A 14,354-nucleotide genomic window follows, 5' to 3' on the forward strand; every position below is an offset into this window, starting at 1 on the left:
CAAAAAAAAGCGGGCAGTCCACGGTGGAACTGCCCGCCCAGTGAGGGCTCGGAATTTCGTTGTGATCAGAAGCTGATGGCGATCTCGCCGCCAAAGGTGCGGGGCGGGTTGAAGTTGCCATAATCGCCCAGCACCGCATCGTTGGCGCCCGAACGGCGATAGATGTAGGTGGTGTTGAGCAGGTTGCGGCTCCAGGCCGAGAACGTCGCCTTGGCGCTGCCATTGAGCGGCACCGAGGCCAGCGCGATACGGCCGTTGACCACGAAGCTGGAGTCGGTCTTCACCGATTCGTTCTGGAAGCTGTACTGCGGATCGGCATAGTTGGCATCGAGGTGCACGCGCAGTTCGCTGCCATTGGCATTGACCGGCAGGGCATAGTCGATCGCGCCCGACGCCGCGTTGGCCGGCGTATAGACCACATAGACCTGATAGAGCTGGTTGTTGAGGAACGGGTTCGCCGTCGCCGGCACGTGGGTATAGGTATAGGCGTAAGACGCGCTCAGCGTCAGGCCCTCGGCCGCCTGCACCGTCAGGTCTGCTTCCACGCCGCGAATGCGCGAGGTGCCCGGCGCGTTGCGGGTTTCCTCGGTGTGGAGGTTGAACGTCGGGTTGGGCAGGCCATTGTCGAGATAGGGCCGCGTATCGACGTTGTCGAAATCGGTCTGGGTGCCGGTGCGGTCCATCATGTAGCCGGCCAGGTTCAGGCGCACGCGGTGGTCCATCAGGTCCATCTTGGTGCCGATTTCATAGGCCTTGACCGCTTCGGGGCCGAACGCGGCAAAGGTCTGCGAACGGTCGTTGGCGCCACCGGCGCGATAGCCGGTGGAATACTTGGCATAGGCGTGGATGTTGTCGGTCAGGTCAAACGCGGCCACGACCAGCGGATCGAAGCGGCTGACGCTTTCGTGGAACTGATAGTTGGTTGCCGCGCCCTGCACGAGATAGAGCGTGCCGTCGCGCTTGTCGTGGGTATAGCGGCCGCCCACCGTCAGGTGCAGCTTGTCGCCCAGCGCATCGGGAGTGAACGTCGCCTGGCCAAACGCGGCATAGCTCTTGGCAAAGGCCTGGCTGGCGCGCTGCAGGAACTGCTGCCCGATCGCCCAGCCCTGGTTGGACGAAGTGACGGGGCCAACCACGGTTTCGCTGTTGATGGTATAGCCGGTGCCATCGACGTTCCAGGTGTTGGACGAGGGCGTCGATGCCTGTTCCTGGGCGCGTTCGTTGAAGTAATAGGCGCCCAGCACGTAATCCACCTGCGGCAGGCTGCCAACGAGCTGAAGCTCCTGGCTGAACTGGCGCTGGTTGAGGTACGAGAGGCTGTAGCGCGAGAAGCCGGTGTTGGGGGCAAAGATCGTGCGCGCGGCGCCGCCCGAGTTGTCCCACTGCTCGGTCGAAACCGTGCGCCATGCCGTGATCGAGCGCAGCTGCATGTGCGGCGCCACGTCATAGTTGAGGTGCAGCGAGGTGCCTTGCGTGCGATCGACGCTGGGCTGCTGCGGCACGCCGATCGGCGCCACCTTGACCCGGTTGTCACCCGTGGGCGTCATCAGCGACGAAAGCGGCGCGATGCACGAGGAGCATGCCGAGGTGGTGCCGGGCGCCACCAGGATATACTTGCCGTTGCCATTGGGATTCTGGATGTACTGGCCAACCGTGCGCCCCTGCGGGTTGTAGGTGATCAGCTGGCTGTAGTTCGGGGTGTTTTCGTCCTTGGCCTTGTCATAGGAAACGATCGCCGAGAAACCGGGCATCGGCGTCCACTTGGCCGAGATGCGCCCACCGGTGCGATCATACTGGTTCCAGCCGGCCTGGCCCGCCAGCGGGTTCTTCACCGTGGGGTCCTGATGCTGCTGCACGCCGTCGATCTTGATGGCGATGTTGTTGAATTCCGGCAGGTCCAGGTGGCCTTCCACGCTGTGGCTGCCGAAATTGCCCACGCCTGCCGAAAAGCGGCCGTCAAACTGGCCGGTCGGGTCCTTGGTCACGATGCTGACCGCGCCGCCTTCGGTGTTGCGGCCAAACAGCGTGCCCTGCGGGCCTTTCAGCACTTCGATGCGCTGCACGTCGAACAGCGCGGCGTTGAGGCCTTGCGAGCGGGCGAGATAGACGCCGTCGATATAGACGCCAACGCCAGTGTCGCGCGCGGTCTGGTTCTGGTCGAACGGCACGATGCCGCGAATACCCACGGTCAGCGCAGACTGGCGTGCTTCGAACGTGGCGACGCGCAAGCTGGGCACGCCGCCATCGGCGAGGTCGATCAGGCTCTGCACGTGGCGGTCCTTGATGAGCTGGTCGCTCACCACCGAGATCGCCACCGGGGTTTTCTGCAGGTTGGTCTCGCGCTTGGTTGCGGTGACCACGATTTCAGAGAGGCGCGAGCCGCCATCGGCGCTGGCCGATGCATCGGGCGCGGCTTCAGCAGCTGCGGGCGCAGCGGCCGGTGCTTCGGCAGCATGCGCCACACCGGCGTTGAGCCAGGCAAGCACCATCATCGACGAGGCCAGGGCGGCCTTGGGGTAAGTCACTGTGCACTCCTCCGCAACGAGTCTGTATCTTTCGTTACGGGGCCAGTACCCATCGATAATTGCACTTGTGTGACAGACCATCACAATCACGCCGCGTCTTGACCACCGGCTTTGAACCGCGCGGCGATCGTGGCATGGAGGCCGCCATGACCGGGGCCACATCACCACACCATGGCATGGGCGCTGCTGGCGTGCGCTCGCGCTCCGGGTTGTTCCTGGCCACGATTCGGGCGTTGATCGCGTGCCTGTTCACGCTGTGGCTGTGGATCGCGCCGCCCCATGCCGTGCTCGGCGGCACGCAACCGGCGTTCCTGTTCGAAGGCTATCTGGTGTTTGCCCTGGTCATGCTGGCCATCGCCTGGCGCAGCTGGTGGTTCGAATTTCGCCTCGGCGGCTTGGCCTTTTTCATCGATGCGCTGACCATGCTGATCGGGCTCGCCGCCACAGAAGCCGTCACGTTCGATTTCTTCAGCGCGTTCCTGACATTCTACGCGTTCCTCACGCTCACCTCGCTGGCGCGATGGAGCCGGCGCAACGCCATGCTGGCAGCCGTGGGACTGGCGCTGTGTTTTCTCGTGGCAGGGCTGGCGGTCGATTGGGCCGGCGTGCCGATCGATACCACCAAGTTCCTGCGACGTCTGAGTACGCTGGGCGTGCTGTCGCTGTTGCTCGCCTGGTTCGTCCAGGGGCGGCAGCGCCCCGCCCTGCCGCGCCTTGACCCGGCGGATTCGCTGCCTGGGGACGCGGGCGACGACGCCGTGCTGCCGGCCCAGGTCCTGGCCTATGCCATGGGCCTGTGCCAGGCGCAGGGCGGCCTCCTGGCCTGGGCCGCCACGGCAGAACCACATCCCCGCGTCCATGCCGCCGGCAGTGCGGCGCGGCCTGCCGCCATCCCGCCCCTGCCCCCGCCGCAGGCCACGCCGATGCTGTTCGATCGCACGCGCGGGCGGGCCTTGTGCCTTACCGCATCAGGCCGCCTGGTGGCGCGCAGCCACCCCGAGTGGCCCGCCCTGGTGATGGCCGGCCCGGAAGACGAAGGCCTCTCGATCCCGCTGTCCGGGCGCACCGGGCGCGGGCAGCTCGTGCTCTATGGCATGCCCGGCCTCAATGCCGATGACCTGTTCCTCGCCCAGGCCCTCGCCCGCGAAGTGGCCGCCGCGCTGGACGACGAGGAAGCCCGCGCCCTCGCCCGCGAAGTGGCCATGGCCCGCCTGCGCGGCCAGATCGCCACCGACCTGCACGACAGCGTGGTGCAGACGCTGGCCGGCGCGCGCTTTCGCCTGGAAGCGCTACGGCTGGAACAGGGGGAAAACCCCGCCACGCCCGCCAGCCACGCCATTGCCGAAATCTGCGAGAGCGTCGCGGGCGAGCAGGACCACGTGCGCGCGATCATCGCGCAGTTGCGGCACGGGCAGATCCTGCCCGGCCAGCGCGATATCCATGCCGAAATCGCCGCGCTGGCGCGCCAACTGGCGCGTCACTGGCACGTGGCCATCTCGCCCACGCCAGCGCCCGCTCCGCTGCCGGTATCCACCGCGCTGGTCTATGAATGCCAGCACCTGGTGCGCGAAAGCGTGGCCAATGCCGTGCGCCATGGCCAGGCGCGCATGATCACGATCGATCTTGCCGAACGCGATGGCGCGCTGTGCCTGGCGATCGGCGATGATGGCCAGGGCTTTGCCGGGCCGCCGCCCCATGCCCTGCCCGCGTCGCTCGCCACGCGCGCCGCCGCGCTGGGCGGTTCGTTTGCGCTGGAAACGCGTGCCGGCCACACTTGCTTGCTTTTCACCCTGCCGCTGGACCTGTCATGACCCGCATTCTCGTTGCCGACGATCACGCCTTCCTGCGCGCCGGGCTGGAACAGGTGCTGGGCCGCCTGGGGCACGAGATCGTTGCCTCGGTCGGTGATGGCGCGGCCGCGCTTGCCGCCATTGCCCAGACTCGGCCCGATCTGGCGATCGTCGATCTGCGCATGCCCGCGCCCGATGGCGTGGGCGTTCTCTCCGCGCTGCGCGATGCCGGCGATGCATTGCCCGTGCTGATCCTGGCGGCCGAACTCGATGACGCCAGCCTGGTGGCGGCAGTGCAACGCGGGGTCAACGCCATCGTCCTCAAGCATGCCCCGCCCGGCGCGCTGCAAGCAGCAATCACCGCCGTCATGGCCGGAGAGCGCGCCATTGCCATGGACCTGATGGAGCGCGCCTTTGCCGCCGCCACGCGCCCTGCGGCCACGGGCGAAGACGCCATGGCCGCCTTGTCCGATCGCGACCGCCAGATTGCCGAGGGCGTCGCCGCCGGCCTGCGCAACCGCGATATCGCCGATAGCCTGGGCGTGACCGAAGGCACGGTAAAGATCAACCTGCACCGCCTCTATGACCGCCTGGGCGTGGCCAACCGCACCGAACTGGCGCTGCTGGTCAAGACCGGCGCCCACCCGCGCCCGTGATCTTGGGCGCGTGGGCAAATGCTGACGTTCTGGCGTTTTGCACAAGTAAAAAGCGGGACCCCGGATCAAGTCCGGGGTGACGAGAAAATATAGGGAACGTAAAAACTTGTCGTCACCCCGGACTTGATCCGGGGTCCCGCTTGATAACACCCACCCAGGCCTCAGCCGTCCTCACGCCCAGTCAACATCGTGCGCACGCGCTGCTCCAGATCGCCCACGGCAAAGGGCTTGGTCAGGATCTGCATCCCCGGCTCCAGATGGCCACTGCCGATGATCGCGTTCTCGGCATAGCCGGTGATGAATAGCACCGGCGTGGCGGGCCGGTGGCTGCGCGCGGCGTCGACCATCTGGCGGCCGTTCATGCCGCCGGGTAGGCCCACGTCGGTCACCAGCATGTCGATCGGCGCATCCGATTGCAGGATCTTGAGCCCCTGCGCGCCGTCTTCGGCCTCCAGCACATGGTGGCCCATGTCTTCCAGCGCGGTCACCACCAGCATGCGCACCAGCGGCTCGTCGTCCACGACCAGAACGGTGCCCTGGCCAGGCGCCGGCGCAAGATCGGTGGCCGACATGAAGTGCCCGCTCAGCTCGCCCTGCGCCTGTTCCGCGCCGTAATAGCGCGGCAAGTAGATGCACACCGTGGTGCCGCTGCCTTCTTCCGAATAAATCCGCGCGTGGCCGCCCGATTGCTTGGCAAAACCATAGATCATCGACAGGCCCAGCCCCGTGCCCTGCCCCAGCGGCTTGGTGGTGAAGAACGGATCGAACGCCTTGGCGATGACATCGGCCGACATGCCCACGCCAGTGTCAGAGACGCACAGCGAGAGATACTGGCCCGGCGGAATTTCGTGGGCGTCGGCGCTGCGTGCATCGAACCAGCGATTGGCCGTCTCGATCGTGATGCGGCCGCCATCGGGCATGGCGTCGCGGGCGTTGAGACACAGGTTGAGCAGCGCGTTTTCCAGCTGGCTGGCATCGACCAGCGCGGTCCACAGCCCCGCCGCCCCGACGCATTCCACCGCAATCGCCGGCCCCACCGTGCGCCGCACCAGATCGGCCATGCCGTTGATCAGGTCGTTGATGTCGGTCGGCCGGGGATCGAGCGTCTGGCGCCGCGAAAAGGCCAGCAGGCGATGGGTCAGTGCAGCGGCACGGCGCCCGGCCGCCTGGGCCATGGCCAGATACTTTTCCACCTCGGCAAAGCGGCCTTGGGCGAGGCGCGTGCCGATCATTTCCAGGGAGCCGGAAATGCCCGCCAGCAGATTGTTGAAATCGTGCGCCAAGCCGCCCGTCAGCTGCCCCACCGCTTCCATCTTCTGGGCCTGGCGCAGCTGTTCCTCGGCGTGCATCAGTTCCGCGGTGCGATCGGCCACGCGCTGCTCCAGCGTATCGGTCAGGCGGCGCAATTCGTCGGTCACGCGGTCGCGCTCGGCCTCCACCGCGCGGCGCGCCTCCAGATCGAGCAGCACGCCGGGAAAACGCCGGGCCTGGCCCTGCGCATCAGCTTCCACCCGGCCCACCGCCTCGACCCAGGCATAGCGGCCCTCGTGGCCCCTGACGCGGTATTGGTGGCGATAGTGCCCCAGATCGGCCAGGCATGCGGCAATCGCGGCATCGACACCGGGCTTGTCGTCGGGGTGCACGGCCTCGAGCAGGCGATCGATGGTATAGCTCACCGGGTCAGCGCTGGGCGGCAAGCCGAATACGCCGGCAAAGCCTTCATCCACGGCCACCTGCCCGTTCGGGATGTCCCACATCCAGGTGCCGATGATCGCGCCAGCGGCAAGCGCCAGTTGCACCCGCTGCACGTTGTCGCGCGCCAGGGCCTCGCTCCGCCGCAGCGCCGCCTCCTGCGCCTTGCGCGCGGTAATATCGCGGAACAGCACGGAAACCTGGCGATTGCAGGCCGGCCCGACGCGCCGCGCCGATACTTCGATAAAGCGCTCGGCGGTCACGAACTCGCGCTCGAACCGCACCGGCTCGCCGCTGCGCAGCACCTCGCCATAAAGCGCCAGCCAGCCATCGGCCTCGGCCGGAGCGATATCGCGTAGCGTCTTGCCGACAATGCCGGCAATGCCGGTATGGCGCTCATAGCCGCTGTTGGCCTCGATATGGCGATAGTCGCTCATCGGGCCATGCGGGCCATCAAAGAACTCGATGATGCAAAAACCGTCGTCGATCGCCTCGAACAGCGCCTGGCGGTGGGCATCGGCGGCATCGGCGGCATCGCCCGACACCACGCCGGCCTGCCGCAACCGCAGCACTTCTGCCTCCAGTTCCGCGCGGGAAAGAGTCTCGAGTGCCGGTTGATTCACGGTGTTTCCCTGCTTGCCTGGTGTTGGTCACGACAAGGGCAAGATAGGCCCCCGCCAGCGCAACGCACCGCTGGCGGAAACGTGCCCAACCTTTCGGAAAGAAGGAATTTAATCCGGCAGCTGGATCAGGCCGGGCGCGCTTTCGTCAATCGCGGCGGCAGAACCACAGGCAGTGCTCATCTTCCTTGGCGCCTTCATAGGCCGGGACGAACTCCACTTCCACATCGAACCCGGTATCGCAAAGCACACGCGTGAACTGGCCATCGGGATCGGCCGACCAGATCGCCAGGATGCCGCCGGGGCGCAGGGCCGCATAGGCCGCGGTCAGGCCCGGCGCGGCATAGAGCCGGTCGTTCTGCTTCTGCACAAAGCCATCGGGGCCGTTGTCGACGTCGAGCAGGATGGCATCATAGGCGCCGCGCCCTTGCGCGATCACGTCGTGCACATCGCCCAGCGTCACGCTCACCCGCGGATCATCCAGCTTGCCGGCCATGACATGGGCCAGCGGCCCGCGCGCCCACGCCAGGATTTCGGGCACCAGTTCGGCCACCTGGATGCGCGCCTTGGGTCCCCAGGCATCGAGCGCGGCGCCCAGGGTAAAGCCCATGCCCAGCCCGCCGATCAGCACCGCGGCATCGTGGCGGCCCAGGCGGTGCGCCGTCATCAGCGCTAGCGCCTCTTCCGAAACATGGTCGGTATTGCCCATCAGCTCTTCATCATCGAGCTCGATCGAAAAGCTGTCGCCGCTCTGCAGCAGAAGCAGTTCGCCGCCATCGGGCAGGCGCGCCTTGTCGATAAGGCGGATCGTCTCGTCCCGCACCGGGGCAAGCGTGGTCTGGACCAAGAAATATTCCAATCGCGGCAACGACCCGGCCGGGTAGGCGATGGCATCACAAAGCCATCCACCGGGCGAGCAAGAGGGGGGAAATGCCACCCCGCAAGAAACAAGGCACGGCACCGACGCAATGCCAGTCCATACCGCGTTGGCCCGGCATTGCAATGCCGGGTAACGGCAATCGGCCGCCCGCCCCCTGGAAATCGCGGCAGGCCGTTCCCAATTGCCAGGTCCCTTGTCCAACTCCGCCGGTTTCCCCGCCGCGAAAGGGCTTCATGCCGCGCAATCCCTATTACCATGGCCCGATCAGCGATCATTTCGATGGGCTGCGCTTCCGCAACCTGGCCGGCGAGCCGGAAACCGACCGCAGCCTGGGCGATGTGCTGCGCTGGCGGCGCAGCGCGCCGCGCCATGCCTGGCCGCGCCATGTGCCGGTGGTGCCAGCCCATCCCGAAATGGCCGTCGCCGACCTGCGCGTGACCATGATTGGCCATGCCACGGTGCTGATCCAGGTCGACGGGCTCAACATCCTGACCGATCCGGTCTGGGCGGTGCGCGCCAGCCCGGTCAGCTTTGCCGGCCCGCGCCGCGTGACGGCGCCCGGCGTCGCCTTGGCCGATCTGCCGCCGATCCATGCCGTGCTGCTCTCGCACAACCATTATGATCATCTTGACGTGGCCACGCTCAAGGCCCTGCACCGCGCCCACGCGCCGCTGATCATCACGCCGCTGGGCAACGATCGCATCGTACGCCGCCACATCCGCCATGCCCGCCTGGCGCCGCTCGATTGGGAGCAAGCCCACCCGCTCGATGCCGCAGGGCAGGCCCTGGCGCATCTCGTACCGGCGCTGCACTGGTCCTCCCGCTCGCCCCGCGATCGCCGCATGGCGCTGTGGGGCGGGTTCATGATCCAGGCGGCGGGGCGCACGATCTATTTCGCCGGCGATACCGGCTATGGCACGGGCGCCATCTTTCGCCAGCTACGCCAGCAGTTTGGCCCGGTCGATTGCGCACTCTTGCCCATCGGCGCCTACGACCCGCGGTGGTTCATGGCGGCGCAGCATACCGATCCGGCCGAAGCGGTGCAGATCATGCACGATCTCGACGCGCAATGGGCGCTCGGCATCCATTGGGGCACGTTCAAGCTGACCGACGAACCGCGCCATGATCCCCTGCGCCAGCTCGATGCCGCGCTGGCCGCGCAAGGCGTGGCACCGGGCCGGTTTCGCGCGCTCCATCCCGGTGACGCGATCGACATTCCGCCACGCGGGCCGCTGCCGTGATTCTCGCCCAGGCGCCCCGCCGATGCGCCCCCCGGCCGGCAAATTCGACCGTTCGCCAAAAGCTTGCCTGAACGAGCGAGCGCCGGCGCATCCGTTCGATTTTCATAAATAGCTCTTAATATCAGATAGATAAATGGATATCGCAAAAGCATGCCGAACGGCGCCCAAGCCGGTCAAGGGATGCATGCTGCGGTCTTTTTGCGCGCGCGAGAGATTGCCAAGCCACGCGTTGCTCAATTGAATGAAATTTGCTATGCATACCCATCAACAGCTTCAAACGGGCGAATGATGGCTGATAGCAGTGCAATCGTGGGGCAAATCGGCGATCTGGCCCAGGCCGGCGAACGAATGATCGAGCGCCTGCGGCGCAAGGCCTTTCTGCCCGAAAGCCGCAAGGGACTCAACGTGCGCTTTGGCATTGCCGAAGCCGCGCAGCTGATGGGCTGTTCCACCAACCGCATCCGCATGGCCGAGGACGATGGGCGCCTGCCGCCCCCGCCGTCGGGCGACAATGGCCGGCGCATTGGCTATGGCGTGCAGGAAATGCTCCACATGCGCGAAGTGCTGGGCGCCATGCCCACGCGCGGGCCGCACGATGTGCCGGCCATGATCGCGGTGCAGAATTTCAAAGGCGGCGTGGGCAAGTCCACCGTGACCACCCACCTGGCTCACTATTTCGCCGTGCAAGGCTATCGCGTGCTGGTGGTCGATTGCGACAGCCAGGCGACCACCACCACGCTGTTCGGCTTCAACCCGCATTTCAACATCACGCGCGAAGAAACGCTCTACCCCTATCTGTCGATCGACCCGACCCAGGCCGATCTGCTCTATGCGGTCAAGCGCACGCCCTGGCCCAATGTCGATCTGATCCCGTCGAACCTTGAACTGTTCGACGTGGAATACGAACTGGCCGCGGCCGGCGCCGATGGCCAATCGGTGCTGGCGGCACGCTTTCGCAAGCTCAAGCAGGGGCTGCTCGATCTGGCCCGCGATTATGACGTGGTGATCCTCGATCCGCCGCCCGCACTCGGCACGATCTCGCTCGCGGTGATGCAGGCGGCCAATGCCCTGCTCGTGCCGCTGGCCGCCACCACGCCCGATTTCTGCTCCACCGTGCAGTTCCTCTCGATGATGGACCAGGTGATCGCGCAGCTGGTTGAAGCGGGAATTGCCGTGGATTATCAGTTTGTTCGCCTGATCTGTTCCAAGTTTGACGGCAACGATCCCAGCCACGCCATGGTCCGCACCATCATGGAGCAGACCTTTGGCCCGGCGCTCCTGCCCGTTCCCATCCTGGAAAGCGCGGAAATCAGCCATGCCGCCTTGCGCATGATGACGATCTACGAACTGGAAAAGCCGATCGGCACGGCCAAGACCCACAAGCGCTGCCGCGCCAACCTCGACGAGGCGCTGGGCCAGCTCGAACAGCTGGTGCGCGCGGGCTGGGGTCGCGTTGCCCCGGCGCGGGAAGAGGATGTGCTTCATGCCTGACCACGCCGCCCGCCGCTGCGCCGCCTCCCTCCCCTCGTTCCCGCCCTTCGCAAGGTTCTAAGCCATGGCGCGCAAGCAATCCGATTACCTCGCCGCGCTGCTGGCGGAAGACGAAGAAACGCCAGACACCACCCCTGCGCCGGTGGTGATCGACAACACGCCCGCGCCGCGTCCCTCGGGCGTGGCGGATGAACCAGCGCCCGTGCCGGGTGCGCAGGCCAAGCCTGCCCCCACGCCGCCTGTGTCCCCTGCCCCAGCCTCCCCACCGCGCCCGGCCGCGCCAGGCCTTGGCCCGTTGCGCGGCACCACGCTGCTCAACCGCGAAAGCGCGCTGGCCCGCGTCGCCAGCGGCGAAGTGCGCCAGGTCACGCAATTGCTGCTCGATCCCGCGCGGGTGCGGGTATGGGCAGGCAATGCCCGGTCCTATGCGCATCTGAGCGAGGAATCCTGCCGCGAACTGATCGATTCGATCATCGCCGAAGGCGGCCAGAAAGTGCCCGCCGTGGTGCGCCGCATCGAAAACGATCCGGCCTATGATTACGAGGTCATCGCCGGCACGCGGCGCCATTGGTCGATCGCCTGGCTGCGCGCCAATTCCTATCCCCAGTTCCAGTTCCTGGCCCAGGTGGCCCAGCTCGATGACGAAGCGGCTTTCCGCCTCGCCGATCTGGAAAACCGCGCCCGCAAGGACGTGTCTGACCTGGAACGCGCGCGCAACTATGCTCTCGCGCTCAAGGACCATTACGGCAACCACCTCACGCGGATGGCAGAAAGGCTAAAACTTTCAAAGGGTTGGCTTTCAAAGATGCTGCGCGTGGCAACGATCCCCGATGCCGTTGTCGCCGCCTTTGCCTCCCCCGCCGATGTCCAGCTCAAGCCTGGTTATGCCCTCGCCCAGGCGTTGGATGACAAGAACGCCCAGGTTGCCATCCTCAAGGAAGCGCGCCAACTTGCGCGGGAGCAGGACGCCGCCCGCAGCACGGGCCGGCCGACGGTGCCCTCGCCCGAGGTGCTCAAGCGCCTGCTGGCTGCGCCCACGGCCGGCAACAGCCCATCGGGCCCGCTGTTCAGCTGGGACGCCCCGATGAGCGGCCGCCGCGCCGTATCGGTGCTGTCGGCCGGGCGCCAGGGCGTGACGCTCAAGCTGCACAACGGCACTGGCGCCACTACCGAAGACCTGATCGAAGGCGTGCGCGCCGCGCTCGAAGCGCTCGAAGCCCAAGGCAAGGGCATGCAGCGGTGAGGCCATCGTTTCCCCGTTTCCCCGGGGAAACACCGCCCCCTCCCTGGCACCCCCCTCCCCTGGCGAACGGCGCGCGCGGCGTGCCGTTCGCTGACGCATGTGTTATCCCGCAAACCTCGCGTGACGCGTTCCGTCCGCCGCCAGTGCTTGGCGCGCTGACGATCGTGCGCGTCGCCCTCCACACGTTTCATCGCCACCGCATCTTGCCCCGGGCTGGCCCACGCCAGTACCGGTTGGCGGTGTTGTCACCCGCCCTTCCCTCCTCCTCCCCTTACTCCGGCATCGCATGACCCGCAGCAAACCTTCCGTCAGCAGCGAACGCTTTGACGTGTTCCTGCCCTACGTGGCCGACATGCCCTTGCGCGATCAGCGCGAGATGATGGAGCGCCCGTTCTTCTCGCTGGCCAAGACCAAGCGCACCAAGCCGATCGACTACACCAGCCCCGATGGCAAGCTGTGGGTTCATGTCTCGGGCAATCCCGACTATGGCATGGCCACGATCTGGGACGCCGACATCCTGATCTATTGCGCCAGCGTTCTGGCTGACATGGTGCGGCGCGGGGTCAACGATGTGCCGCGCAAGCTCACCATCATGCCCTATGACCTGCTGCGCGCGATCGGCCGCCCCACCACCGGCCGCGCCTACGAATTGCTGGGCCAGGCGCTCGATCGCCTGGTTGCCACCACGATCAAGACCAACATCCGCGCCGAAAACCGCCGCGAGGCCACGTTCTCTTGGCTCGATGGCTGGACCCAGTTGGTGGACGAGCGCACCGAACGCTCCAAGGGCATGACGCTGGAGCTGTCCAATTGGTTCTGGGAAGGCGTGATGATGCAGGGCGGCGTCCTGGCGATCGATCGCGCCTACTTCAACATCACCGGCGGACGCGAGCGGTGGCTCTACAAAGTGGCGCGCAAGCATGCCGGGGGCGCGGGCGAGGAAGGCTTTGCCATTGCCATGCCCACGCTGTTCGAGAAATCCGGGGCAGAAGGCGAATATCGCCGTTTCAAGTTCGAGATTCTCAAGCTGGCGGAAAAGGACGCCCTCCCCGGCTACGCCCTGAGCGTTGAACCTGGCAAGACCGGCGAGCCGCTGCTGCGCATGCGCCGCGTCGATGGCAAGGATGGCGCCGAAGTCGTTTCCCCGGGGAAACGCCCTGCCCCCCTGCCCGCAGCCACTGCCGCACCCTCACCCGCACCTGCGCCAGCCAAGCCGGCATCGCGCAACGCGGGGCACGTAGCGGCGTCCGCGCCAGCGCCCGTGATCGTCGACGCACGCAGCCTGATCCGCTCGACCATTGCCGGCCTCAGCCACGCCGCCACGCGCGGTTTCATGACCGATGAAACCTTGGCGCACTTGCGCGAGACCTGCCCGGGCTGGGATTTCCAGGCGCTCCATGCCGAGTTCGAACGCTGGGTTTCGGCCGACCCCGCGCGCACCCCGGCCGACTGGCAGCGCGCCTTCATCGGTTGGGCCAAGCGCCACCACGAAAAGCACCGCCACACCCTGCGCTGACCAGCGCCGCCCGCTCCGTGCCTCATGCGCACGGAGCGGGCCTCAGCGCGCCACTACGATCGCACTTTACCTCCACCATCACGAACGACGCTAATCCAGTCTCGGGTAAGCCTGCAGGTGCGTCGGCCTGAGTCGCAGCGATTTGCACGCCTGCCATCAGACGCTTGATGATAGGGAAGGGGCGAGGGGAGGGGGGGGGAGGGGGGCAGTACCAAGGCAGCGCCCACCCCCTATGTCACCACCTGCGTCACCCCGGACTTGATCCGGGCTCCAGCTTTCTGCTTTCGCGCGGTTCGTCTTTAGTGGCGCGCGGGATAAGCGATCAACACAGCATGACAGCGATGCAAGTGCGGTTCACGGCATTCGCAAGAGTCGCCAATGCCCCAATGCCGTTCTCGAAAGAACGTGTCGCGTGCTGTTGCTCGCAATCGCCGTTCGCGAAGTGTCGTGCGCCGATCGTCCCCCCGTCACACCAGTGAAATCATCCACAGCGATTGAACGTCCAAAGCACTGCGTTCCCGAAAAGAAATTCAATCCGCCGTGGTTACCGCCCACCTGATGGCAAAGATCGACCCTTCGGGAACAGCAAAACGCGTGTTTCGATCCTTTAGGAACGGCCTTTCGATCCATCGGGAACGATGCTTCGATCCATCAGGAACGGAACGTCGATCTATCGGGAACAGCGCATTGCAGGCGAATC

Annotated in this window: 9 protein-coding genes; 6 read left to right on the top strand and 3 right to left on the bottom strand. The window is 66.2% G+C overall.

The annotated features are described in order from the left end of the window. Positions 1-65 precede the first annotated feature (65 nt). A complete protein-coding gene (locus FHW97_RS09135; RefSeq protein ID WP_171798939.1) occupies positions 66-2,492 on the bottom strand; it encodes a TonB-dependent receptor in 2,427 nt (808 codons plus the stop codon). Positions 2,493-2,671: 179 nt separating this feature from the next. On the opposite strand from FHW97_RS09135, the gene FHW97_RS09140 reads away from it, so the two are divergent. After that, entirely contained in the window at positions 2,672-4,336 is a 1,665-nt protein-coding gene (locus tag FHW97_RS09140; RefSeq protein WP_171798751.1) for a sensor histidine kinase, read from the top strand. Next, positions 4,333-4,971 (top strand): response regulator transcription factor, encoded by a 639-nt coding sequence (locus FHW97_RS09145; RefSeq protein ID WP_062784258.1) that lies wholly within the window; start codon positions 4,333-4,335, stop codon positions 4,969-4,971. Before FHW97_RS09140 ends, FHW97_RS09145 begins: the two co-directional genes overlap by 4 nt. Positions 4,972-5,132: 161 nt before the next feature. Here the strand turns inward: FHW97_RS09145 and FHW97_RS09150 are convergent, their stop codons facing one another. Continuing rightward, on the bottom strand, positions 5,133-6,728 hold the full coding sequence (locus FHW97_RS09150) for a PAS domain-containing hybrid sensor histidine kinase/response regulator (protein ID WP_253941721.1): 1,596 nt from the start codon (positions 6,726-6,728) through the stop codon (positions 5,133-5,135). A gap of 703 nt (positions 6,729-7,431) precedes the next feature. Further along, a complete protein-coding gene (locus FHW97_RS09155) occupies positions 7,432-8,130 on the bottom strand; it encodes a hypothetical protein (protein WP_054131563.1) in 699 nt (232 codons plus the stop codon). Between the two features lie 266 nt (positions 8,131-8,396). Between FHW97_RS09155 and FHW97_RS09160 the strand changes: the two genes are divergently transcribed. The 4 genes from FHW97_RS09160 to FHW97_RS09175 all read left to right on the top strand — a co-directional run bounded on the left by FHW97_RS09160 (position 8,397) and on the right by FHW97_RS09175 (position 13,654). After that, complete coding sequence (locus FHW97_RS09160) at positions 8,397-9,404, top strand: MBL fold metallo-hydrolase (protein WP_171798752.1); 1,008 nt, start codon at positions 8,397-8,399, stop codon at positions 9,402-9,404. Between the two features lie 288 nt (positions 9,405-9,692). Beyond that, a complete protein-coding gene (locus FHW97_RS09165; RefSeq protein WP_028658115.1) occupies positions 9,693-10,895 on the top strand; it encodes an AAA family ATPase in 1,203 nt (400 codons plus the stop codon). A 64-nt stretch (positions 10,896-10,959) separates the two neighbouring features. Then, positions 10,960-12,138 (top strand): ParB/RepB/Spo0J family partition protein, encoded by a 1,179-nt coding sequence (locus FHW97_RS09170; RefSeq protein ID WP_171798753.1) that lies wholly within the window; start codon positions 10,960-10,962, stop codon positions 12,136-12,138. Between the two features lie 286 nt (positions 12,139-12,424). Further along, positions 12,425-13,654, top strand: a complete 1,230-nt coding sequence (locus tag FHW97_RS09175) for a replication initiator protein A (RefSeq protein WP_171798754.1) — start codon at positions 12,425-12,427, stop codon at positions 13,652-13,654. The last annotated feature ends 700 nt before the right edge of the window (positions 13,655-14,354 follow it).

The sequence above is a fragment of the Novosphingobium sp. SG754 genome (genome assembly GCF_013149315.1).
Classification (GTDB): domain Bacteria; phylum Pseudomonadota; class Alphaproteobacteria; order Sphingomonadales; family Sphingomonadaceae; genus Novosphingobium; species Novosphingobium capsulatum.

What these genes read in the sequence shown, in the direction of transcription:
- FHW97_RS09135 (WP_171798939.1), bottom strand. Translation starts at nt 2,492, where the DNA reads ATGATGGTGCTTGCCTGGCTCAACGCCGGTGTGGCGCATGCTGCCGAA.
- FHW97_RS09140 (WP_171798751.1), top strand. Translation starts at nt 2,672, where the DNA reads ATGACCGGGGCCACATCACCACACCATGGCATGGGCGCTGCTGGCGTG.
- FHW97_RS09145 (WP_062784258.1), top strand. Translation starts at nt 4,333, where the DNA reads ATGACCCGCATTCTCGTTGCCGACGATCACGCCTTCCTGCGCGCCGGG.
- FHW97_RS09150 (WP_253941721.1), bottom strand. Translation starts at nt 6,728, where the DNA reads ATGTGGGACATCCCGAACGGGCAGGTGGCCGTGGATGAAGGCTTTGCC.
- FHW97_RS09160 (WP_171798752.1), top strand. Translation starts at nt 8,397, where the DNA reads ATGCCGCGCAATCCCTATTACCATGGCCCGATCAGCGATCATTTCGAT.
- FHW97_RS09165 (WP_028658115.1), top strand. Translation starts at nt 9,693, where the DNA reads ATGGCTGATAGCAGTGCAATCGTGGGGCAAATCGGCGATCTGGCCCAG.
- FHW97_RS09170 (WP_171798753.1), top strand. Translation starts at nt 10,960, where the DNA reads ATGGCGCGCAAGCAATCCGATTACCTCGCCGCGCTGCTGGCGGAAGAC.
- FHW97_RS09175 (WP_171798754.1), top strand. Translation starts at nt 12,425, where the DNA reads ATGACCCGCAGCAAACCTTCCGTCAGCAGCGAACGCTTTGACGTGTTC.